At 33.5% G+C, this 23,129-nt stretch carries 19 protein-coding genes; 16 read left to right on the top strand and 3 right to left on the bottom strand.

Annotated features, from left to right (window positions below; all coding sequences use genetic code 11):
• Window positions 1-39 precede the first annotated feature (39 nt).
• The 16 genes from glnA (at window position 40) to rfbB (ending at window position 18,152) form a co-directional block, all read left to right on the top strand.
• Complete coding sequence (gene glnA / locus KP712_RS05870; protein ID WP_215770668.1) at window positions 40-1,458, top strand: glutamate--ammonia ligase; 1,419 nt, start codon at window positions 40-42, stop codon at window positions 1,456-1,458.
• A gap of 174 nt (window positions 1,459-1,632) precedes the next feature.
• Entirely contained in the window at window positions 1,633-2,751 is a 1,119-nt protein-coding gene (locus tag KP712_RS05865; RefSeq protein WP_215770667.1) for an LPS O-antigen chain length determinant protein WzzB, read from the top strand.
• Between the two features lie 2 nt (window positions 2,752-2,753).
• The gene (locus tag KP712_RS05860; RefSeq protein WP_215770666.1) at window positions 2,754-3,554 is read left to right on the top strand and encodes a DUF4422 domain-containing protein; all 801 of its coding nucleotides are present in this window, start codon (window positions 2,754-2,756) and stop codon (window positions 3,552-3,554) included.
• Entirely contained in the window at window positions 3,554-4,552 is a 999-nt protein-coding gene (locus KP712_RS05855) for a glycosyltransferase family 2 protein (protein WP_215770665.1), read from the top strand. Before KP712_RS05860 ends, KP712_RS05855 begins: the two co-directional genes overlap by 1 nt.
• Window positions 4,553-4,555: 3 nt before the next feature.
• Window positions 4,556-5,368 carry a phosphorylcholine transferase LicD gene (locus KP712_RS05850; RefSeq protein WP_215770664.1) on the top strand — a complete coding sequence of 271 codons (813 nt, stop codon included), beginning with the start codon at window positions 4,556-4,558 and terminating at the stop codon, window positions 5,366-5,368.
• Window positions 5,361-6,407, top strand: a complete 1,047-nt coding sequence (locus KP712_RS05845) for a glycosyltransferase family 2 protein (protein WP_215770663.1) — start codon at window positions 5,361-5,363, stop codon at window positions 6,405-6,407. Before KP712_RS05850 ends, KP712_RS05845 begins: the two co-directional genes overlap by 8 nt.
• Before the next feature lie 9 nt (window positions 6,408-6,416).
• A complete protein-coding gene (locus KP712_RS05840) occupies window positions 6,417-7,571 on the top strand; it encodes a hypothetical protein (RefSeq protein ID WP_215770662.1) in 1,155 nt (384 codons plus the stop codon).
• A 36-nt stretch (window positions 7,572-7,607) separates the two neighbouring features.
• A complete protein-coding gene (locus tag KP712_RS05835; RefSeq protein ID WP_252346411.1) occupies window positions 7,608-9,026 on the top strand; it encodes a flippase in 1,419 nt (472 codons plus the stop codon).
• A 21-nt stretch (window positions 9,027-9,047) separates the two neighbouring features.
• The gene (locus KP712_RS05830; protein ID WP_215770660.1) at window positions 9,048-9,764 is read left to right on the top strand and encodes a 2-C-methyl-D-erythritol 4-phosphate cytidylyltransferase; all 717 of its coding nucleotides are present in this window, start codon (window positions 9,048-9,050) and stop codon (window positions 9,762-9,764) included.
• Entirely contained in the window at window positions 9,764-10,810 is a 1,047-nt protein-coding gene (locus tag KP712_RS05825) for an NAD(P)-dependent oxidoreductase (RefSeq protein WP_215770659.1), read from the top strand. The genes KP712_RS05830 and KP712_RS05825 overlap by 1 nt, the downstream gene beginning before the upstream one ends.
• A gap of 4 nt (window positions 10,811-10,814) precedes the next feature.
• Window positions 10,815-11,918, top strand: a complete 1,104-nt coding sequence (gene glf, locus KP712_RS05820) for a UDP-galactopyranose mutase (protein ID WP_215770658.1) — start codon at window positions 10,815-10,817, stop codon at window positions 11,916-11,918.
• Window positions 11,919-11,930: 12 nt separating this feature from the next.
• Window positions 11,931-13,346, top strand: a complete 1,416-nt coding sequence (wbaP, locus tag KP712_RS05815; RefSeq protein WP_215770657.1) for an undecaprenyl-phosphate galactose phosphotransferase WbaP — start codon at window positions 11,931-11,933, stop codon at window positions 13,344-13,346.
• 13 nt (window positions 13,347-13,359) lie between these two features.
• Window positions 13,360-15,864: a YfhO family protein gene (locus KP712_RS05810; protein ID WP_215770656.1), complete on the top strand. Its 2,505-nt coding sequence runs from the start codon at window positions 13,360-13,362 to the stop codon at window positions 15,862-15,864.
• Window positions 15,842-16,198: a GtrA family protein gene (locus tag KP712_RS05805; RefSeq protein WP_215770655.1), complete on the top strand. Its 357-nt coding sequence runs from the start codon at window positions 15,842-15,844 to the stop codon at window positions 16,196-16,198. The genes KP712_RS05810 and KP712_RS05805 overlap by 23 nt, the downstream gene beginning before the upstream one ends.
• 3 nt (window positions 16,199-16,201) lie before the next feature.
• Window positions 16,202-17,134 carry a glycosyltransferase family 2 protein gene (locus tag KP712_RS05800; protein ID WP_215770654.1) on the top strand — a complete coding sequence of 311 codons (933 nt, stop codon included), beginning with the start codon at window positions 16,202-16,204 and terminating at the stop codon, window positions 17,132-17,134.
• Between the two features lies 1 nt (window position 17,135).
• The gene (gene rfbB, locus KP712_RS05795) at window positions 17,136-18,152 is read left to right on the top strand and encodes a dTDP-glucose 4,6-dehydratase (RefSeq protein WP_215770653.1); all 1,017 of its coding nucleotides are present in this window, start codon (window positions 17,136-17,138) and stop codon (window positions 18,150-18,152) included.
• 120 nt (window positions 18,153-18,272) lie between these two features.
• On the opposite strand, the gene hrpA is transcribed toward rfbB, so the two are convergent.
• Genes hrpA through KP712_RS05780 form a run of 3 tightly spaced genes read right to left on the bottom strand, consistent with a single transcriptional unit; the run spans window position 18,273 to window position 23,008 of the window.
• Entirely contained in the window at window positions 18,273-22,184 is a 3,912-nt protein-coding gene (gene hrpA, locus KP712_RS05790; protein WP_215770652.1) for an ATP-dependent RNA helicase HrpA, read from the bottom strand.
• Window positions 22,181-22,555 carry a DUF423 domain-containing protein gene (locus KP712_RS05785; protein WP_215767992.1) on the bottom strand — a complete coding sequence of 125 codons (375 nt, stop codon included), beginning with the start codon at window positions 22,553-22,555 and terminating at the stop codon, window positions 22,181-22,183. The genes hrpA and KP712_RS05785 overlap by 4 nt, the downstream gene beginning before the upstream one ends.
• Window positions 22,556-23,008: a DUF441 domain-containing protein gene (locus KP712_RS05780; RefSeq protein WP_215767991.1), complete on the bottom strand. Its 453-nt coding sequence runs from the start codon at window positions 23,006-23,008 to the stop codon at window positions 22,556-22,558. It abuts the gene before it with no gap.
• Window positions 23,009-23,129: the final 121 nt, after the last annotated feature.

The raw sequence follows: 23,129 nt of genomic DNA, 5'->3' as shown, positions 1-23,129 counted from the left end.
TTGTAAAGATTATACACATAGCAAAATAGAGGACTTCTTATGCCAAATGCAAATGCAATTGCCAACGTATTCAAACTGATCGAAGAGAACGATATTAAGTTCGCGCTACTTCGTTTCACCGACATCAAAGGTAAAGAACACGGTGTTTCCATCCCCGTTAGCCTTGTCGATGAAGATATGTTTGAAGATGGCAAAATGTTCGATGGCTCTTCTGTTGAAGGTTGGAAAACCATTAACAAAGCCGATATGCTTTTAATGCCTATTGCTGAAACAGCAGTAGTCGATCCATTTGCGCAGATCCCAACACTTTCAATTCGTTGTAGCGTTTATGAACCAACAACCATGCAAAGCTATGATCGTGATCCGCGTTCAATCGCTATTCGTGCAGAAAACTATATGCGTTCGACAGGCGTTGCAGATCAGGCATTCTTTGGTCCAGAACCAGAGTTTTTCTTATTTGATGATGTACGTTTTGATGTATCAATGAATCGTGCTTCTTTCGCAATTGATGATATTGAAGCCGCTTGGAACACCAATAAAAAATATGAAGGCGGTAACAATGCTTATCGTCCATTGAAGAAAGGTGGTTATTGTGCGGTGGCGCCAATTGATACGGCTCATGATATTCGCTCTGAAATGTGTTTGATTTTAGAAGAGATGGGCTTAGTCATCGAAGCTCACCACCATGAAGTGGCAACAGCAGGTCAAAACGAAATTGCAACGAAATTCAACAGCTTAACCTTAAAAGCAGATGAAACACAAATCTATAAATATGTGGTGCAAAACGTTGCATTAGAACACGGTAAAACCGCTTGCTTTATGCCGAAACCAATCACAGGTGATAATGGTTCAGGTATGCACTGTAATATGTCATTAAGCAAAGATGGCAAAAACATTTTCCAAGGTGATAAGTATGCAGGTCTTTCTGAAACTGCGCTTTATTACATCGGCGGTATCATTAAGCATGCTAAAGCATTAAATGCGTTCACTAACCCAAGTACTAACTCATATAAACGTTTAGTGCCAGGTTTTGAAGCACCAGTTTTATTAGCTTACTCGGCAAGTAACCGTTCTGCGTCAATTCGTATCCCAGCCGTAACCAGCCCGAAAGCAATCCGTATTGAAGCGCGTTTCCCAGATCCGATGGCGAACCCATATCTGGCTTTCGCTGCATTATTAATGGCAGGTCTTGATGGTGTGGTGAACAAAATTCATCCAGGCGATGCAATGGATAAAAATCTTTACGATCTTCCACCTGAAGAATTAAAAGATATTCCAGCAGTCGCAAGCTCGTTAGAAGAAGCATTGAATTCATTAGAAAAAGATTATGAATTTTTAACGCAAGGTGGGGTGTTTACTAAAGACTTTATCGAAGCATTTATTAATATTAAACGTAAAGAAGTAGAGCGTTTAAATATGACGCCACATCCAGTTGAGTTTGAGATGTATTATTCTTAATTAATATTAATAAAAGGATCTCATTAGTACAGGAAGTGCGGCTAATTTTAGCCGCATTTTTCTTATGAATTTATTATTATAACTTTACAATATCTTTACATAACTTTTATTGTTAATAATAGTTATATTATGTAGAATTCGTCAAAATAAAATATATTAAAATAAGGCATAAATATGAATGATATTAATTATCAAAATAATAATGAAATAGATTTAATCGAGCTAATAAGAATATTATGGAACAAAAAGCTTTGGATTTTATTATGTGCTTGTTTTTTTACTGTTATTGCTGGTATTTATGCATTTACAGCAAAAGAACAATGGACATCTAAATCGGTAATAATTCCTCCTAAAGTTGCTAATTTAGGTGATTATTTATCATTCCGTAGTGAATATGCATCTATTCTAGATATTAAAGATTTTTCACAAGATAAAGTTTTAGAAAAAGTATTTAATGACTTTAAAACGGCTCTATTTTCACGTAGTTTGAAAGAGGCATTCTTTTCTCAATCAAAATGGTTTGATACCTATGCCACTAACAATACTAATTCCGAAGAGGCTAAACAGAAGCTATTATCTAATTTGGTCGATAAAAATCTGATTGTTACCGTACCAGATCCTAAAAAAGATCCAAATTCAATTGGTGTGAATGTTAGTTTTGCTGCAGAGACACCAAAAGAAGCACAGGATGTATTATTAGACTATATCCAATTTGTAAACCAATGGGTGCTTGCTGAAAATAAAAAAGACTTTCTAGCGAATATTAATTTGGTGCTTAGTGGATTCGAAGTTCAGAAAAACAAGATTGAACGAGATACAGAGATGGTGCGTCAAATTCAGTTAGAAAACCTTACAACGGCATTAGATATCGCAAAATCAGCTGGGATTAAAGATTATTCAAAATCTTTAAGTGGCAATGTAAGCGTACCAGAAGTATTGTTAGGTGATGCAAAGGTGCCATTTAGTGATTCAAAACTCAGTGATGGTTCATATTTATTTATGTTGGGGGAAAAGTACTTACAAGCTCAGGTGGATACCTTAAAAAATGTACCTTTAGTCTATCCGCTAAATTATTATAATATTGAAAAACAAGCTAACTTATTAAATGTATTAGGGAAAAAAGTCGAGAAAGAAGGTGCTGTTAGAGGATATTATTATTTAAGTTCACCAGATTACCCGGTTCAACGTGATTGGCCTAAGAGATTGATTTTACTTGTTGTAGGGTTCATTTTTGGCGTAGTACTTTCATCATTAATCATTTTAGGTAGAGAAGTATTTTCAAATAGGGCATAAATATGAAAGATATTAAAATTATTATTGCTACACACAAGCAACATTTTATGCCATTAGATGATATGTATCTGCCATTACATGTGGGCAAATCAGGGAAAGAGGAACTTGGTTACCAAGGTGATAATACTGGTGATAGTATTTCAGCTAAAAATCCTAATTTTTGTGAGCTAACAGGGCTTTATTGGGCGTGGAAAAATTTACCTAATGATTATTTAGGTTTAATTCATTATCGCCGTTTTTTTAGTGTAAAAAGCCGTGTAGAGCGTAAAAAGAATCTGTTAGAAACACTCTATTTAACACACGAAGAAGCAAGTCAATTATTAAGCCAATATGATGTAATCGTGCCAAGTAAACGTAATTATTACATTGAAACGCTTTATTCACATTATGCGAATACCTTACATGCCGAGCATTTAGATGTAACTCGTGAAATTATTGCCGAAAAGTGCGGTGAATTTTTAGGAAGTTTTGATGCGGTAATGAAACAGCGTGGTGGCTACATGTTTAACATGTTCATAATGTCTAAAGAATTAGTGAATGATTACTGCAGTTGGTTATTCCCCATTTTATTTGAATTGGAAAAACGTATTCCGGCGGAACAATATTCAACATTCCATGCACGTTTTTATGGACGTGTCAGTGAGTTGTTATTCAATGTTTGGTTAAAACAATATTCTCAATCTAAACCATTAAAAGTGAAGGCAATTTCATTTGTCTATGGTGAGAAAATTAATTGGTTGAAGAAAGGTACCGCATTTTTAATGGCAAAATTTTTTGGTAAAAAATACGAAAAGAGTTTTTGATGAGTCATAAAATATCAATAATTGTTCCTGTTTACAATGCTGAAAAGTTCTTATCTCGTTGTATATTTTCTATTTTGGGACAGACATATAAAAATATAGAACTAATTTTAGTTGATGATGGTTCTAAAGATAGCTCATTAGAACTTTGCCACTATTTTAGTTCTCAAGATAATAGAGTTAAGGTTTTTCATTTAGATAATTCTGGTGCAGGTGCTGCACGAAATTTTGGAATTTCACAAGCTACTGGGGACTATGTAGGGTTCGTTGATGCTGATGATTGGGTTGATTCAGAAATGTATCAATATCTATACGATCTTATGAGTCAATATGATGCAGATATGACAATTTGTGAATATATTCGTTGCAAAGATCAATATGAAGCAAAAGAAATTCTGACAAAGATAGAACGAAATAAAGTTGAAATAATTGAGTATGATAGAGATTCCTATGTAAAAAAATATATGAAAATAGGTTCTCAAACGATTGAATATTACCCTTGGAATAAATTGTATAAACGATCTTTATTAGTAACCAGACAGTATCCTACTAATTGTACAACAGAAGATGTTGTTGGAACATATAAGGCAATATTAAGAGCTAGAAAAATAATTTATTCTTCTAAGGTCGGGTATTTATACTTTTACAATCCGGCTAGTGTAAGCTCTTCTTTTTTACCCGAAAAAGGAATTGATATGTTTTCAGCATGGGATGAGGTTGTTAGTTTATCTGAGCATCTTCCTCAGTATTTAGAATGGGCAAAGATTAATAGGGCAAGAATTGATTTCAATTTTCTTTTTCAAATATCTACATCTAAAAGCTATTCAAATATTTTAGTGGAAAATAAGAAGTTTATTAATAAATTAATTTCTGATTTAAAATCAAATAAGGATGTTTTACTAGGTGCAGATATTTCTTTTTCTAGAAAAGTAATTATTTATTTGTTTTGTTTGGATTATAAGTTTTTTTCAAAAATAATAAATTTAATTTATAGGAAGTAAACGATGAAATATTTAACTGCTAGAGAAATTCAGTTATATGAATTAGATATTCTCTATAAATTTGTTGAAATTTGTGAAGAATATAACTTAAGGTATTATTTGTCAGGAGGGACATTGCTTGGTGCTATTCGTCATAAAGGATTTATTCCATGGGATGATGATATTGATCTTGCAATGCCTAGAAAAGACTTTATGAAATTAGCTGAATTGAGTAAGGGATTTAAGGATGAAAAATATGAGTTTTTTTTCTTTAGCCAAGATGGTAGTTATTTATTACCTTATGGAAAATTTGTAAATAAACAAACCTTTATTGATTCTCAATTTAGTGAAGATGAGGTTTTAAAACATTTATGGATAGATATTATGCCTATGGATGGATTGCCAGAGAATGAGCAGTTAGTTAGAAAAATTTATAGGAAAGCAGAATTTTATAGACAAATTATTAAACTATGCAATGCAAAACTAGGCGAAGGTAAAACGCTATTAAAAAAATATGCTAAGTATATTTTTAAGCCAATAGCGATGTTATATGGAAAGAAGAGAGCTATAAATAATCTCAATATGCTTGCTTTAACCTATGATTATGAATCTTCTAAGTATATTGGTGCAGTAAGTTGTGGATTATATGGTATAGGAGAACGGATGTTAAAATCAGAGGCTGAAAACTCAGTTCTTGTTGATTTTGAAACAGGTAAATTTAATTCTTTTGGTTGCTGGGATTCTTACTTAACTGGTCTATATGGTAATTATATGCAATTACCTCCTAAAGAAAAGCAAGTAACTCACAGCATGAAAACATGGGTTGATGATGAGTAATATAAAAATTAGCTTAATTTTTGCTTGTTATAATGTATCTCAATATTTGGAAGAGCTTTACCAGTTATTGCTCTCTCAACCGTATCAAAATATTGAGATCATTTTTGTTGAAGATTGTTCAACAGATAACACTAGAGAAATTTTAAGAAGTTTTACTGATGAGCGGGTCAAACTGATTGAAAATTCTAACAATCAGGGAGCTGCAATCAGTCGTAATATTGGTATTATCTGTGCGACAGGTGATTATGTTTGGTTTCCTGATCCTGATGATTTATTTGATAAAAGTCTCATCACTGAAGCCGCTGATATTTTAGAGCAAATTTCTCCATCGGTATTAATATGTGGTATGCGAGAAGAATATGAGCAAGATGGTAAGCTTGAATATACTAAAGATATAACAAGTTTATATTCTGGTTATATTCAAAGTGATTTTAAAAATGTATTAGTTAATTTAGAGAAAACGTTTTTATTTGGCTATACTAATAATAAATTCTATAAATTATCAGTTATTTTGAAAAATCATGTTAAAAATAAACCACTTGCATTAAAAGAGGATTTTGAATTTAATATTCAATTTTTTGGCTTAATTAATGATTTTTATATTTTGAACAAGCCGTATTATTTTTATAAGAAACGTAATAATGGAAGTTTAACAAATAAATTTGTTAGAGAGTATTTTGATATTCATATGGATACGCTTTTTAAATTTAAAGCGTTGATAGGAAATAAATATGGCATAGATAGAAATGTTGAAGCATTACTAGTAAATCGTTTTGTTCGATATTTTCTTTCTGCAATAGAAAGAAATGCAAACAAAATTTCAGGTTTGACATTTTTTAATCAGATTCAATGGGTTAGATCGGTACTATCTGATTCAAAATATACTTATTTTTTAGAACGCTTAGAGCTAATAACAGGGAAAATGAAGTTAATTAAGCCTCTTTTTTCAACTAAATTTTCTTGGTTGTTAGTAGTTCTAGGTAATATAATAAAGTATTTAAAAGCGAATTTACCTATTATTTTTGCTAAGCTTAAATAGGAATTCTTGATGGTTAATTCTAATAAGAGGATATCGACGTACGTATTTTTGTTGGCTTACTTTTTATGGGTGTTTTTTATTCATATCAGTGGTAGTCAATATTTCACATTGTTTGATGGTGAGCTCTTGCTTAAATCATTTAATGCAGGTGTAATGTTTTTATTGCTTGCTTATGTTGTAATAGGTTATTCGTTTAACAGGGCTTCATTTTTAGATCTGTTAATAACTATCATATTTTTTATAGGTTATATGCATTTTAAAAAAGGTGTATTGATTTATCTTTTTATTATTCTATGTCGTAATATTCCATTTTCTAAAGTAATGAAAACATTCTTATTAGCAACGTTTTCAGGAATGTTATTTATTTTATTTACATATCTTTTTAATCTTTATCCTGAAACTTATTTAAATCTATTTCGTGAAGATGGCACATATCGTTATTTATTAGGCTATCGGTTTCCAACTTTTTTACCGAATTACTATTTTCATTTGGTGTTATGTTGGTTTTTTATAAGAAAAGAAAAAGTTACCTTTCTAGAGTTGTTAGTAATTTTATTATTGAATTATCCTATTTATGTATTTACAGATACGAAAGCATCATTTGGATTAGTCATTCTTTCTTGTATTGCAATGTTATTTGTTAAATATTTAAAAACTAATTACTCTACGCTGATGTTTGGTAAGTTATATAAATTATTTACAAAATATAGTTTTATTATTTTTTCCGCAATAGCCATATATTTTCAATATACATATAATCCAGAACTTGAGTGGATGGGCAAGTTAAATACTATGTTTAGTGGACGTTTAGCGTTAGGGCATTGGGGGTTCGAATTATATGGTATTCAGCCTTTTGGCAGTTTTGTTGAGTTTACAACAATGTTAGAGGCTACCGAAACAAATAAGTTCTTTTATATTGATTCTGCTTATGTTCAGTTATTATTGGTTTATGGAGCAATTATTTTTGCTTTAGTGTGTATAGGTTATACAAGAATTGGAATAAGAGTTGTTAAACATAATGATAAATATTTTGGTTTGGTGTTAATTCTTTTATTTGCACATTCGATTACTGATCCTCAATTACTGTCTCCTGAATTTAATCCATTCTTACTTTGCTTGGGTTATTATGGGTTAAATAAATATAGGGAGAATATATTTAGATAAATAATGAAAATTCACTCAGTTAAATTTAACTTTGCAATGAATATGTTATTAACGGTTTCAAACTTTTTATTTCCGTTAATTACGTTTCCTTATGTTTCTAGGGTGCTAAGCCCTATTGGAACAGGGAAAGTTGCATTTGCTTATTCTATCGTTTCTTATTTTAGCATTTTTGCAGCTTTTGGTGTGGCTAATTATGGTATTAGAGCTTGTGCTCAAGTACGGGATGATAAAGAAAAATTATCAAAAACAGTGCAAGAAATATTACTCATCAATATGATATTGATGAGTTTTGTCTACGTTGTCTATTTTTTAGGAATTGTTTTTGTTCCTGAATTGAAGGTGGAGAAAACACTTTTTTTAATTTCGGGTTTAAATATTCTATTCACAATTGTGGGAGTGGAATGGCTATATAAAGGAATTGAGCAGTATTTTTATATTACTATCCGTTCCATTATTTTTAAATTAATTGCTTTTGTTCTTGTTTTCACGTGTGTTAAAACTGAAGAGGATTATAGTGCTTATGCATTTATAATTATTTTTGCGACTGTTGGTTCAAGTGTTGTAAATTTATATAATTTGCGGAAAATAATAACAATTAAATATTTCTCAAATTATGACTTTAAACGCCATCTTAAGCCAATGATGACTTTTTTTATTACTACGATTGCAGTCGCTTTTTATGTAAATGTAAGTGTGGCATTGCTTGGTTTTATACAAGGGAATGAAGAAGTTGGTTATTATAATGCAGCATATCGCATAAAAGATGTGATGGTGAGTATTGTTACTTCGTTAGGTGCCGTTTTATTACCAAGATTAAGTTATTATATTGAAAATAATATGTGGGATAAGTTTAATGATATTTTATCAAAATCAACACAATTTATTTTTATCTTATCGCTTCCTTTGGTTGTCTTTTGTATTTTATTTGCAAAACCATCAGTTTTGATTTTGGCTGGTTCTGCGTATTCAGGTTCGATTGTTCCGCTGCAAGTATTAGCGTTAATTATTTTTATTGTGGGATTATCTAATTTAACAGGGATTCAGATGCTTATTCCACTGAAGAAGGAAAAATATCTATGCTATTCCGTGGTAATTGCTGCTGTAATCAATATGCTGCTTAATTTAATCTTAATTCCAGAATACGGAGCAATCGGTGCGGCAGTTTCTGTAATGATCTCTGAGGCGAGTATTTTAATCTACCAGATTTATATATTAAGAGCTTATTCTCAAGTGCTATTTGGTGGCGTCAGTTATATGCGGATCATTATGGCATTAGTCTTGGCTATTAGTGTATCAATATGGTTGAATATAAAACTGAATTATAATGAAATTATTGTGTTTTTAGTAAGCGCGAGCCTGTTTTTTATTTGTTATTTCGGTGTTTTGCTACTGTCTAAAGAGCCTTTTATTTTAACTATTCTAAATCAAATTAGATCAAAATTAACTAAGAATTAGGAGATGGATATGAATTCGGCAGTGATTTTTGCAGGCGGAACAGGGTCTCGTATGAATTCTAAGGTATTGCCAAAGCAGTTTTTAAAAATTTATGGTAAGCCAGTGATTATTCATACCCTAGAAGTTTTTGAAAATTGCAATGAAATTGATGAAATCATTGTTGTGATTTTGCAAGGGTGGGAAAGATATTTGCAATGTTTATTAGAAAAATATCGTATTACTAAAGTTAAGAAAGTGGTTACAGGCGGTGAAACCGGGCAGCAGTCTATTTATAACGGATTGAAAGAAATTCGTGATGGTATTGTATTGATCCATGATGGTGTTCGCCCATTTATTTCTAGTCACCTTATCAAAGAAAATATTGAAACTGCAAAGGTCAATAAAATTGCTATTACATGTGTAAAAGCAAAAGAAACTTTAGTCTCTGTTGAGGATAATAAAATTAACGGTGTGCTTAAACGTGATATTTCTTATATAGCACGTGCACCGCAAACTTTTGATGTGTCTTTGTTAAAATTAGCACACAAAAAAGCTATCGAAGACAATAATTTTTCTTTTGTAGATTCTTGTGCAATTGTAAAACATTATTTCCCTGAATCGGACTTTAATATTGTGGAATGCGGTTCTGAAAATATTAAGATCACAACGCAAGAGGACTTTTATTTAGCTAAGGCTATGTTCTCTTTAGAAGAAGATGAGCAACTTTATGGTTTTAAACGTGGTGATGAGAAAAAATAATGAAAGATCTAGTTTTAAAAGAAGATTTAGAATTTCTTTCAGATAAGGTTTTCAAAGAAGGAAAATTTAATCGTTCAACAGTATTAGTCACTGGCGCGACAGGTCTTGTTGGCTCCTTAATCGTAAAAAGCATGCTATATGCTAACCAGGTATTAAATGCTCAGATTACAGTTTTAGCTAGTGTCCGAAATTTAGAAAAAGCAACAGATACGTTTGCTGATTTTTCAAATGAAAGTTTAATATTTGTGACAGATAGTTTGTTATCGCCCTTATATTTTGATCAAAATATTGACTTTATTGTACATGCTGCAAGTATTACTGCTTCAAAAGAAATGGTAGAAAATCCAACAGGTGTACTATTAACCGCATTTGAAAGTACAAGGAATTTACTGGAATATGTGAAGGCACATCCAAGTTGTAAGATGGTTTATATTTCTTCAATGGAATATTATGGTCAGGTTACGGATGATTATACTAATGTTACTGAAGATAAATTAGGTTATATTGATCTTAGTAAACCACGTAGTTGCTACCCTGAAAGTAAGCGAGTTTGCGAGACACTATGCAATGCTTATGTAGTGCAATATAATCTGAATGTGTGTAGTGCAAGGCTTGCTCAAACATTTGGAGCAGGTGTACCTCTTTCTGATAACCGTGTATTTGCACAATTTGCAAAAAGTGCACTCAATAAAATGGATATTATTTTACATACTATGGGGCAATCTGAAGGTAATTATTGTTATACAGCAGATGCGGTGTATGGTATTTTTTTGCTTTTGCAAAAAGGCGAGAAAGGTCAAAGTTATAATGTTGCTCGCAATCATAGCACTATTTTAAATATGGCAAAAATGGTTGCAGATAAAATTGGTAATAATCAAATTAAAGCAGAAGTTCATATTCCTGAAAATTTAGGTAGTCTGGGATATGCTCCAGATGTTAAATTAAAATTAAATTCAGATAAACTTAAAGCATTAGGTTGGCAACCAGAAACGGATCTTGAGAATATGTTTAAACGCATGATTAGCAGTTGGGAATTACAGGAATAATAAAATGAAAAAATATGATTATCTTATTGTTGGAGCTGGTCTTTTCGGATCAATCTTTGCTCATGAGGCAGCTAAACGTGGTAAAAAATGTTTAGTGATCGAAAAACGAGATCACATTGGTGGAAACTGCTATACCCAAAATATCGAAGGTATCAATGTGCATAAATATGGTGCGCATATTTTCCATACTAGTAATAAAGTAGTTTGGAACTATATTCAACAATTTGCTGAATTTAACCGTTTTACCAATTCACCCGTTGCACGCTATAAAGATGAACTCTATAGCTTGCCATTCAATATGCTAACCTTCAATAAAATGTGGGGGGTAATTACTCCACAAGAAGCAGAGGAAAAAATCAAAGAACAGATTACAAAAGAAAATATTGCGGCTCCTAAAAATTTAGAAGAGCAAGCGATTTCACTTGTTGGTCGTGATATTTACGAAAAATTAATCAAAGGTTATACAGAAAAACAATGGGGGCGTAAATGTACGGAACTTCCTGCATTTATTATTAAACGTTTACCTGTGCGTTATACCTACGATAACAACTATTTCTATGATACTTATCAAGGTATTCCTATTGGTGGATACACAGAGATTTTTGAAAAAATGTTAGACGGTATTGAGGTTAAACTGAGTGTAGATTTTTTTGCAGGTCGTGAATATTACGAAAGTATAGCTGATAAAATCGTGTTTACAGGAATGATTGATGAGTACTTTGGGTATCAATTCGGTAAATTAGAATATCGAAGTTTGAATTTTGATAATGAAGTATTAGATATGCCAAATTATCAAGGTAATGCAGTTGTGAACTATACTGAAAATGAAGTCCCTTATACACGTATAATTGAACATAAGCACTTTGAATATGGTATGCAAGATAAGACAGTGATTACACGTGAGTATTCAAAAGAATATCAAGAGGGAGATGAACCTTATTACCCAATTAATGATCAGCGTAATAACGAATTATATTCAAAATATAAAGCATTAGCAGATAATGTATCAAATGTTATTTTTGGAGGTCGTTTAGCTCAGTATAAATATTTTGATATGCATAATATTATTGCTGAAGCCTTGGGATGTGTAGCTAAAGATTTAGATTAGATAAGGAGTGATATGCATAGAATAACATTATCAAAAATATTTCTTTGGTTTGGTGATTTTTTTGCTTTTTTTTCCTCTTTTTTTATTTCATTGATGTTATTACCTTTAATTAATAGCAATCAGCCTCTTTTCCCAAAAGAGGAGGTGGATGAGTATATTTTTATTCATCTAGTGATTTCTCTTGGCTGTGTATGCTGGTTTTGGATTCGTTTACGCCACTACACATATAGAAAACCTTTTTGGTTTGAGCTTAAAGAAATACTTCGAACTTTGGTTATATTTTTTATTATAGAGCTAGCAATTATAGCTTTCTCCAAACTTTATGTATCTAGAACATTGTGGGTGTTAACTTGGTTTGGAGCAGTAGTTTTAGTACCTATAGTTAGAATTTGTTTAAAAAAATTACTTTTAAAATTAAATTTATACCAAAAAGATACCGTTATTATTGGTAGTGGGCGAAATGCTAAAGATGTATATAAAGCATTAGCTGATGAATCTTATTTAGGTTTTAGTCTGTGCTATTTTGTTTTATCGGATCTTATTCCAGAAGATGGTATAGATGAAATTAAAGTCATTGATGCAAAGAATAAGGATATTATTTCACTTCTGCAACTAGATCCTAAGACAGTTCAGTTCATATTAGCTTTAGATGACGAGATATTGCTGGATTCTTGGTTGAGATATTTAGCTTCGAATAAATGTCGTTCAGTTTCGGTTATTCCTAATATTAGGGGAATACCATTGTATGGTACAGATATGTCTTTCTTATTCAGCCATGAAATGTTGCTGTTGAGAGTCAATAATAATCTTGCAAAACGTTCCTCTCGTATTCTAAAAAGAACAATGGATATTGCCGGTTCTTTAGCCATTATTACTTTGCTTTCTCCTGTATTGCTTTATCTTTATTTTTCAGTAAAAAAAGATGGTGGAAATGCTATTTATGGACATCCTAGAATTGGTCGTAATGGAAAGACGTTTAACTGCTTAAAATTTAGATCAATGGTAGTGAACTCTAAAGAAGTGCTAGATGAATTGCTAAGAACAGATCCTGAAGCGAAAGCAGAATGGGAAAAAGATTTTAAATTAAAGAATGATCCCCGTATTACTAAAATTGGTGCTTTTATTCGTAAGACAAGTTTAGATGAATTACCTCAACTCTTTAATGTTTTAAAAGGTGAAATGAGTTTAGTTGGTCCTCGCCCTATTGTAGCTGAGGAGTTAGAACGTTATCAGGATGATGTTGAGTATTACCTTATGGCTAAACCAGGAATGACAGGGTTATGGCAAGTAAGTGGTCGTAATGATGTAGATTATAGCACTCGCGTTTATTTTGATTCCTGGTATGTGAAAAATTGGTCACTTTGGAATGATATTGCAATCTTGTTTAAGACTATTAATGTGGTTTTAAAAAGAGATGGAGCTTATTGATAGGAAAGATAATATGAAAATTAATATAGTTCATGTGTTAAGTGCAATATTTAGTTTAATACTTATAACAAGTTTCTTATTCTTAAATGAGATAGTGCCTTTTGGAAATTATACTTTAGCAACTATGGATGCAGATATTCAGTATCTTGATCTTTTTGCATATTTGCAAGAGCTATTATCTGGTAGTAAAAGCATAGGCTATGATTTTTCTAAAGGGTTAGGAGGGAATAATTTTGCTATCTTTTCATATTATTTAGCATCACCTATTAATTTATTAGTTATATTTTTCAATAAATCGGAACTACATAAATTCTTTTCTTTAGCATTTACGATTAAAATTGTCTTAGCTACAGTTACGAGTTCTATCTTTCTCTGTAATAGGTTTGGGAATCTAAAAGCTATATATGCTATTTTGCTTTCTGCTGGTTACGCATTTTCTCAATATACTATTTTGCAGGCTAGTAATATTATGTGGTTAGATGGTGTTTATATGTTACCGCTAGTTTTGTTAGGTATATATAGAATCATTCATCATAAAAAGCCTGGATTATTAGCAATTGCGATTGCTATATCAATGATCTTTAACTGGTATAGCGGGGTAATCAATTGCTTGTTTTCTGTTATATGGTTATTATTTGAGATTTCATTCCACAGTAAAAGCTTAAGAAATAATATTCTCATTATTATTCGATATTCTTCAGAAGTGTTAGTAGGGTTACTACTTTGTGCAGTAGTTTTTTTACCAACGTATATAGAATTACAGAATGGAAAAGGTGGATTAGATCTTTGGCTTATTAATATCGATTTTTCTGGAAATATTATTAATTTGTTACAAGGTATCATTATTGGAGCAAAAGAATCAAGGGGTAATCTATCTCTATTTTCTGGGACTATAGCTCTTATTGGTATCTGTGTATATTTTGTTAGTAGTAGTTTTTCATCTAATAAAAAGGATAGTTTAGTATTATTATTATTTCTAGTTACCATTCTACTTTATTATTGGAATCCGTTAATCTTAGTTTTCTCAGTCTTTAAAAAAGTAGATAGCTATTGGTATAGATACAGTTATTTGGCTCATTTTGTTTATATATTTGTGGCAGCCTATGCTCTTGCTACTCATAAGTTAATAGATAACTTATCTAAGCTAATTAGAGTTAGCGTTTTGTTATTCTTAGTTATGCTCTTCATTGCATATGTCAAAGATAGTCAGTATTCTTTGATCTATTTGGGTGCTTTTATTTATTTTATACTTTTGGGGTTGCTATGGCTTGCAGAGAATAATAAATATTTAAATCGATTATGTTATGTATTTATTTTTGCCATCTCTTTTGGGGAATTATACGGTAATGCTGTATACATAAAAAATATAAGAAATGATGTTTCTAATTTTATTATATATACCAATAATCAAGAAAAGCTAATTAGTTCTTTAAAAGCTAAAGATTCATCATTCTATCGTGTTTCACAAATAAAGAACAGAAAAACTAAGAATGATAACACTACAGCATATTATCTTGATTCATTTTCATATGGGTATGCCGGGGTTAATACATATACATCATCATCGGATAAACAACAGTTAGAGTTGTTAAATAGTCTTGGTTATCCTCAATATGCTGGAACACTTAATGTAGTAAATACATCAATATTACCAGTAGACTCATTGCTTGGGGTTAAATATATATTGTCAGATAAGACCATTAATGGTTTGATTAAAATGGATGATAATTATGGAGATAAGTCTATATATGTAAATCCATATGTCTTGCCATTAGGTATTACATATTCTAGAGATAGCGCTTTGTATCATGGAGAATTTTCTAGAAACCCATTTAATAATGTAAATGATATTTATAGTTATCTTTTAGGGAGAAAGGTATCTATCTTTAAAAAAATGAATCATGAGATTGTTAATAAAATTGGTTATGTAGATATATTATTTAATCAAAATAAATCAGATAATATTTATGGATACATAGATACTAAAAGAAATATTAATAGTAAATTATACTTGAATGATAAATTTTTAACTGGATATTCTAAGTGGCTCGCTCCAAGAGTTATATATCTAGGTGATGAAAGAGAAAACCGCCTACGTTTATTGTTAGATAATGCAACAATAAAAGATGTCTCCACCATTGAAATTTATAGTTTGGATTTAGATTTATTTAATTCAGTAATTTCTGAATTGCGTAGTAAGAATATAATTAAGAAGTCTCATATAGATGATGGTAATGTAAAATTTTACACAGATTTAATTAAGGAAAATTATTCTCTTCTAATAACTATACCTCATTCCTCAGGCTGGGAGTTTAAGATAAATGGGGAGAGTGTTATTCCTAATATAATTTATAATTCATTCATATCATTTGATTTGGTGGCTGGTAAAGAATATGTTATAGAAATGAATTATTCTATTCCTAAATTGTATTTAGGGGTATTTTTATCTTTAATAGGTTTGTTATTTCTAGTGTATTTTCTTATTAGAGGTAATTATGTTAAAAAAACAAATTGTTAGCTATTCATTGGTTGGTGTATTAAATACATTAGTACATGCATGCGTTTTTTTTGTTGCCATTAAAGTTTTGGGAGTGCAATCTATAAGTAATGTAATCGCATTTTTATGTGCTGTGACTTTTTCTTTTTTTATGAATGCTCGTTTTACATTTAAGAAAAATAGTACTTATATGCGTATAGTATGGTATATGATTTTGATGGGAGCTTTAAATTTTATGATTGGATACATTTCTGATTTAAGTGAATTACCAGCATTATTTACACTGGTTATTTCATTTGTAGTAGGCCCAGTTCTAGGATTTATTTTCTCAAAATATTTAGTTTTTAAAGGGTAGTTTATGAAAATTTCATTAGTTGTTCCTTGCTTTAATGAAGAGCAGACAATTCCATTATTTTGGAAAGCAGTTTTTCAACATCAAATTTATTCAGAATATAATATTGAGGTCGTATTTATTGATGATGGTAGTACAGATAGTACGAGTACGATACTTAGAAACTTAGAGAGAGATAATAAAAAACATATAAAAGTACTTTCATTTTCTAGAAATTTTGGAAAAGAGTCGGCTCTATTTGCAGGTATTGATTATTCAACAGGCGATGTTGTGATTCCAATTGATGTAGATTTACAACATCCATTAGATGTTATTCCTCAAATGATAGAGAAATATCATGAGGGTTTTGATGTCGTTTTAGCTAAATGTCAAGAGAAAGACTCATATAGTTTTCTGAGAAGAAAGACTTCTCAGTGGTTTTATAAATTTCACAATAGAATATCATCTTTAAAAATTGAAGAAAACGTAGGTGATTTTCGTCTTATGTCCAGAGAAGTAATTGAAGCAATTAAGCAATTGCCTGAGCGTCAATTATTTATGAAGGGGATTTATGCATGGGTTGGCTTTTCATCAACAGTAATTAATTATGATATTGAAGAAAGAACAGCTGGTTCAAGTAGATTCAATGGATGGAAATTATGGAATCTCGCTCTGGAAGGTATAACATCTTTTAGTACAGTCCCTTTGCGTGTTTGGAGTTATGTTGGTGGTGTAATATCTCTCTTTAGTTTCTTATATGGAGTATATTTAATACTAAGTAAGCTATTTTGGGGTAATCCTGTTCCTGGCTATCCGTCTATAATGGTTGCAGTATTATTCTTAGGAGGAGTTCAGTTAGTAGGCATAGGAGTATTGGGGGAGTACATTGGACGAATTTACTTAGAATCTAAGCAACGGCCTAGATATATTTTAAAGAAAAATAAAGCTAATTGTAAATGATATGCGAGTCCTCATCACTGGCGGTTCTGGCTTCATCGGTTCCGCCCTTATTCGATATATCATTAATCAGACTCAAGATTCTGTTATCAATATTGATAAGCTGACCTATGCGGCAAATCAATCAGCCTTGAAAGGGGTAGAAAATAATCCTAGGTATGCTTTTGAGCAAATTGATATTTGTGATCTTAAGGCGATAAAAAGCGTTTTCGAGAAATATCAGCCGGATGCAGTGATGCATTTAGCGGCAGAAAGTCATGTCGATCGTTCTATTACGGGAGCGGCTGATTTTATTCAAACCAATATTGTTGGCACTTATACGTTGTTAGAAGTTGCTAAGAATTATTGGCATACCTTAGACGAGGCTAAAAAATCTGCCTTTCGATTCCACCATATTTCTACAGATGAAGTGTATGGGGATTTATCCTTTTCTGAACCAGCCTTTACTGAACATTCCCCTTATCATCCGAGTAGCCCTTATTCAGCCTCAAAAGCGGCGAGTGATCATTTGGTGCACGCTTGGCATCGCACTTATGGTTTGCCGGTGATTATCACAAACAGTTCCAATAACTATGGAGCTTATCAACACGCTGAAAAGCTTATTCCTTTAATGATTTCAAATGCTGTGATGGGAAAGAATTTGCCAATTTATGGTGATGGGCAGCAGACTCGTGATTGGTTATTTGTGGAAGATCATGTTCAAGCCTTATATTTAGTTTTAACAAAAGGTCGAGTCGGGGAAAGCTATAATATTGGCGGAAATTGTGAAAAAACGAACCTTGAAGTAGTTAAAATGATTTGTAAGCTACTCGAAGAACTTGCGCCAAATAAGCCTAATTACATTCAGTATTACCAAGATTTAATGACTTTTGTAAAAGACCGACCTGGTCACGATGTGCGATATTCATTGGATTGTTCTAAAATTCATGCAGAATTAGGTTGGCAACCAAAAATAACCTTTGAACAAGGACTTCGTAAAACAGTAGAATGGTATTTATCGGATAATTATTATGCTAAATAGGTTGCCTAATTAAATAAACGAACTACATCTCTAGATAGGTACTATTTGGATAGTAAGCTTGTAATCCAGTAAAATAGAGTGATTACATATTGCTTATATTATTTCTATGAGTATCTTTATTTATATTCCTCCCATTATATTCAAAATTCTCTTATCTGATATCTGATACTTCGTCCCTAACTGCTGTGCAAATAAACTCACACGCAATTCCTCAATCATATAGCGAATTTCTGCAATTTCATCGGAAATTGGTTTAGATTTTGGCAGTTTGGCAAGAAGTTGTTGGTAGGCTTGTTGTACTTGTTCCACGCGTAGCATCGCTGCACGATCACGGTTTACATCTTGAGCCAGTTTATCAATACGTTTATCAACGGCTTGTAGATAGCGTTGTAAATCAGGTAGGCGATCATAACCGCTCTTTTGTACAAAACCTTGATACACCAAGCCTGAAAGTTGTGATTTGATGTCGGACAATGCGAATGCCATGGTGAAATCCATTTTGCCTTTTAAACGTTGGTTTAAGGCATGATTAAGGGATAGGATTTGCTCCACTTTCTGCGCAATATCCACGGTCACTTCGTTAAGGTTTTCTCGTACAAAATCACGTAATTTTTCAAAGCCTGCTTCATTCCAAACAAAACCGCTAAAATCGGCAATCAGTTTATCCACGGAACAAGCGATACAGTCATCAATCAAATCTAACACGCGACCGAATGGTGTAAAATACAGCCCCAATTTAGCTTTATTCGGCAATTTTTCATGCAGATACTTAATTGGTGATGGCACATTGAGTAACAACAATCGACGCAAACCTTCTTGCATCGCCACCGCTTGCTCAAACTCTGTTTCAAACAGTTTGATACCTACGGCATCTTTTTCATCTACGATGGCTGGGAAAGCTTTGACGCTGAAACCACGTTGTTTTTGTTCGTAACATTGTGGTAAATCTGCAAAGCTCCAAATATGTAGCCCGCTTTGCTCAATGCCATCATCTGCCACAGCAGAAATACTTTCCTGTACACGATCTTTTAAGTTGAATTTCAGCTCATCCAAATTCATGGATTCAGCAATTTTCTTGCCATTTTCATCCACCACACGAAAAGTCATTTTCAAATGGCTTGGAATTTGTTCCCAATTCCAATGTTCCGCTTCTACGGTAACGCCCGTCATGCGGCGCAATTCATAAATCAACGTATCCAACAACGGTTTTTCTAACGGCACGGCGCGCCCTAAAAAGGCTTGAGCATAATTGGGTGCCGGCACAAAATTACGGCGATAAGATTTCGGCAGAGACTTAATCAGCGCAATCACCAGTTCTTCCCTCAAGCCCGGAATTTGCCAGTCAAACCCTATCATTTCCACTTGATTGAGCAATGGCAACGGAATATGCACAGTCACCCCGTCCGCATCGGTACCTGGTTCAAATTGATACGTCAGTTTGAGTTTTAAATTACCTTGATGCCAGAAATTCGGGAAATCCAGCTTGCTCACTTGTTCCGCATCATCATTAATCAAGAATGAACGTTCAAAATTAAGTAATTCAGGATCTTTTTGCTGTGTCTTTTTCCACCACGTATCAAAATGTTTTTGGGAAACCACTTCCGTGCCAATACGCTGATCGTAAAATTCAAAAAGCGTACGGTCATCCACCAAAATATCACGGCGGCGGCTTTTGTGTTCCAATTCCTCTACTTCTCGAACGAGTCGTTGATTTTCTTTGAAGAATTTATGTTTGGTATTCCAATCCCCTTCCACTAAGGCAGATTGAATAAAGATCTCGCGGCTTACCGTCGGATCAATAGAACCGTAATTCACTGGTCGTGCAGCCACAATCGGCACACCGTAAAGCGTGACTTTTTCATCGGCAATTACCGCCCCACGGGATTTCGACCAACGCGGTTCTGAATAGGATTTTTTAATTAGATGCTCGGCAAGTGGTTCGATCCATTCTGGCTTGATTTCCGCCACCATACGCCCCCATAGCTTGGAGGTTTCCACTAACTCTGCCGCCATCACCCATTTCGGTTGTTTCTTGAAAAGCACAGAATTGGGGAAAATTGCAAAATGGGCATTACGTGCGCCAAGATATTGTTGTTTCTCCGCTTCTTTTAAACCGATATGAGAAAGCAAGCCGCTTAAAAGTGCGGTATGAATTTGCTGATATTCTGCTTTTTCGGAATTAATCGGCAAGCCCATTTCGCGCACAGCTAAACGAATTTGATGATAAATATCCTGCCATTCGCGAATGCGTAAATAATTTAAGAAATCTTTTTGGCACTGACGACGGAATTGGTTTTTACTTAATTCTTTTTGTTGTTCTTGTAGGTAACGCCAAAGATTGAGGAAAGCCAAGAAATCCGATTTTTTATCGGCAAAAAGACGATGTTTTTCATCGGAAGCTTGTTGTTTTTCTTGTGGACGCTCTCGAGGATCTTGAATAGACAATGCGGCAACAATAATCATCACTTCATGCAACGCACCTTGTGAAACAGCGGTCAGCAACATCTTCGCTAAACGTGGATCCACAGGGAGTTGCGATAATTGACGACCTACAGCCGTTAATTGACGTTTCTCGCCCGCTTTGGTGCGAACCATTTCAAACGCACCCAATTCTTCCAACAGTTTTATCCCATCTTGAATATGGCGTTTATCTGGCGCATCAACAAATGGGAAAGCTTCAATATCATCCAAACCCAATGCTGTCATTTGCAAAATAACGGAGGCTAAATTGGTGCGTAGAATTTCAGGATCGGTAAACTCTGGACGAGAATTAAAATCCTCTTCCGAATATAAACGAATACAAATCCCTTCGCTCACACGACCACAACGACCTTTACGCTGATTAGCGGATGCCTGTGAGATAGGTTCAATCGGTAAACGTTGTACTTTGGTGCGATAGCTATAACGGGAAATGCGTGCGGTACCTGGGTCAATCACATATTTAATGCCCGGCACGGTCAATGAAGTTTCCGCTACGTTGGTCGCCAACACGATGCGATTTAAACCGCTAGGATGAAAAATTTTATTCTGTTCTTGCGCAGACAAGCGAGCAAAGAGCGGTAGAATTTCCGTGTGTTTTAGATTCTGTTTTTGTAAAGCTTCAGCGGTATCACGAATTTCACGCTCACCGTTCATAAAGATCAAAATATCACCTCGGCCTTCTGCTTGCAGTTCATCCACTGCGTTGAGAATGCCTTGTAGCTGATCTTGGTCGTCTTCTTCCACTACGGGACGATAACGCACTTCAACAGGATAGGTTCTACCTGAGACTTCAATAATTGGGGCATTGTTGAAATGTTTGGAAAAACGTTCCACATCAATGGTCGCAGAGGTAATGATAAGTTTTAAATCACGACGACGTGGTAAAAGCTGTTTCAGATAACCGAGAATAAAATCGTTATTTAGGCTACGTTCGTGCGCTTCATCGATAATCAAACAAGAATATTGGTTGAGGAAACGATCGTTTTGAATTTCCGCTAACAGGATCCCGTCTGTCATCAACTTGATTTGTGTATCATCACTGATTTGATCGTTAAAACGAACCTTATAACCAACTAAACCGCCAAGCTCCGTTTCCAGTTCTTCCGCAATACGCGCAGCCACAGAACGCGCGGCAATACGGCGTGGTTGAGTATGACCAATCATGCCCAAATTGCCAAAACCTAATTCGAAACACATTTTCGGCAATTGGGTGGTTTTACCTGAACCAGTTTCCCCTGCCACCACGATGACCTGATATTCAGAAAGCAGTTTTTGAATTTCTGCTTTACGTTGGCTAACGGGCAGGCTTTCTGGAAAAATGATGGGATTTTTAACCGCACTTTTACGATTTTCTACACGTAATTGAGCCTGTTCAATCTGCAGCTGGATTTCTGTAACAACGGCTTGTTGGGCCTCTTGACTTTTAATTTTTCCAATACCATGAATGCGGGCGGATAAGCGACGTTGATCCACCTGCATGATGTCATTTAATTGAGAAAAAAGAGATTGCTGTAAAGGTGTTAATGCGTGTTTTACCGATCTGTTTTTCATAGCGATTTATTTTTGAAACTTCCGTAAGCTAAGCTAATCCATCCGATTAAAAATAAAGTTCCGCCAATAGGCGTAATCCATACTATTACATTGCTTGCTCCGAAAGCGAGGGCGTATAAACTTCCACTAAATAATAAGGTTCCAATTAACCAAGAAGACATGGATAATCGGGCGAATTTTTTGTCACGTAAAGCAGATAATGCAACGGCAAGTACTGTAATAGTATGGAACATTTGATATTTTAAACCCGTATCAATCCATGATAATGCTTTGGCTTCTAATACATGGCTTAAGCCATGAGCTGCAAATGCGCCTAGTGCGACGCAGAAGAATCCGCTTAAAGCGGCAAGAGTAAGGTATTTGTTTTTCATTTAAATTTTCCCTAAAAGTAAAGCTAATATACCTGCAGCAATAAGTGGACCAACGGGTATGCCACCAAAGAAAGATACGCCGATAACCGTACCAATCATAAGCCCTGTGACGAGAACGGGTTGATTTGTCATTAGGTCAACACCTTGGCCTGCAAGCCAGGCTACAAAAATACCAACGCCGATAGAGGAAAACATTTTCCAGTGAATAAAGGCAGAAAGTTCAGGCAATGGAATTTTCCCTGACACTAAAGGGCTGAGGACACCGAGGGTTAAAACCATAATTCCCAGTTTTAAACCATATTGATCGATCCAAGGAATATACTGTGATAAAAAAGTTTGCTGCATAATGAGCAAGACGGTAGCAGAAATTGTGATTGCGCTATTATGGCTGAGTAATCCGAGAATAATTAAAATCACCAATAATAAGGTGACGATATTAAATTGTAACGTCATAAGTAAAAGTGCGGTTAAAAGTGGTGAAGAATTATAGCAAGTTTAGATAATTGATGTGTTCTTTATTTCAATAAAACAGGCTAAAATACAAGCTACATTTCAGTTTTATTGAGCGTTTTTA

Source organism: Haemophilus sp. SZY H68, from assembly GCF_018829685.1.
Classification (GTDB): Bacteria; Pseudomonadota; Gammaproteobacteria; order Enterobacterales; family Pasteurellaceae; genus Haemophilus; species Haemophilus haemolyticus_K.
Note: the sequence above shows the minus strand (reverse complement) of the source record. Positions and strands in the feature narration are given on the sequence as shown.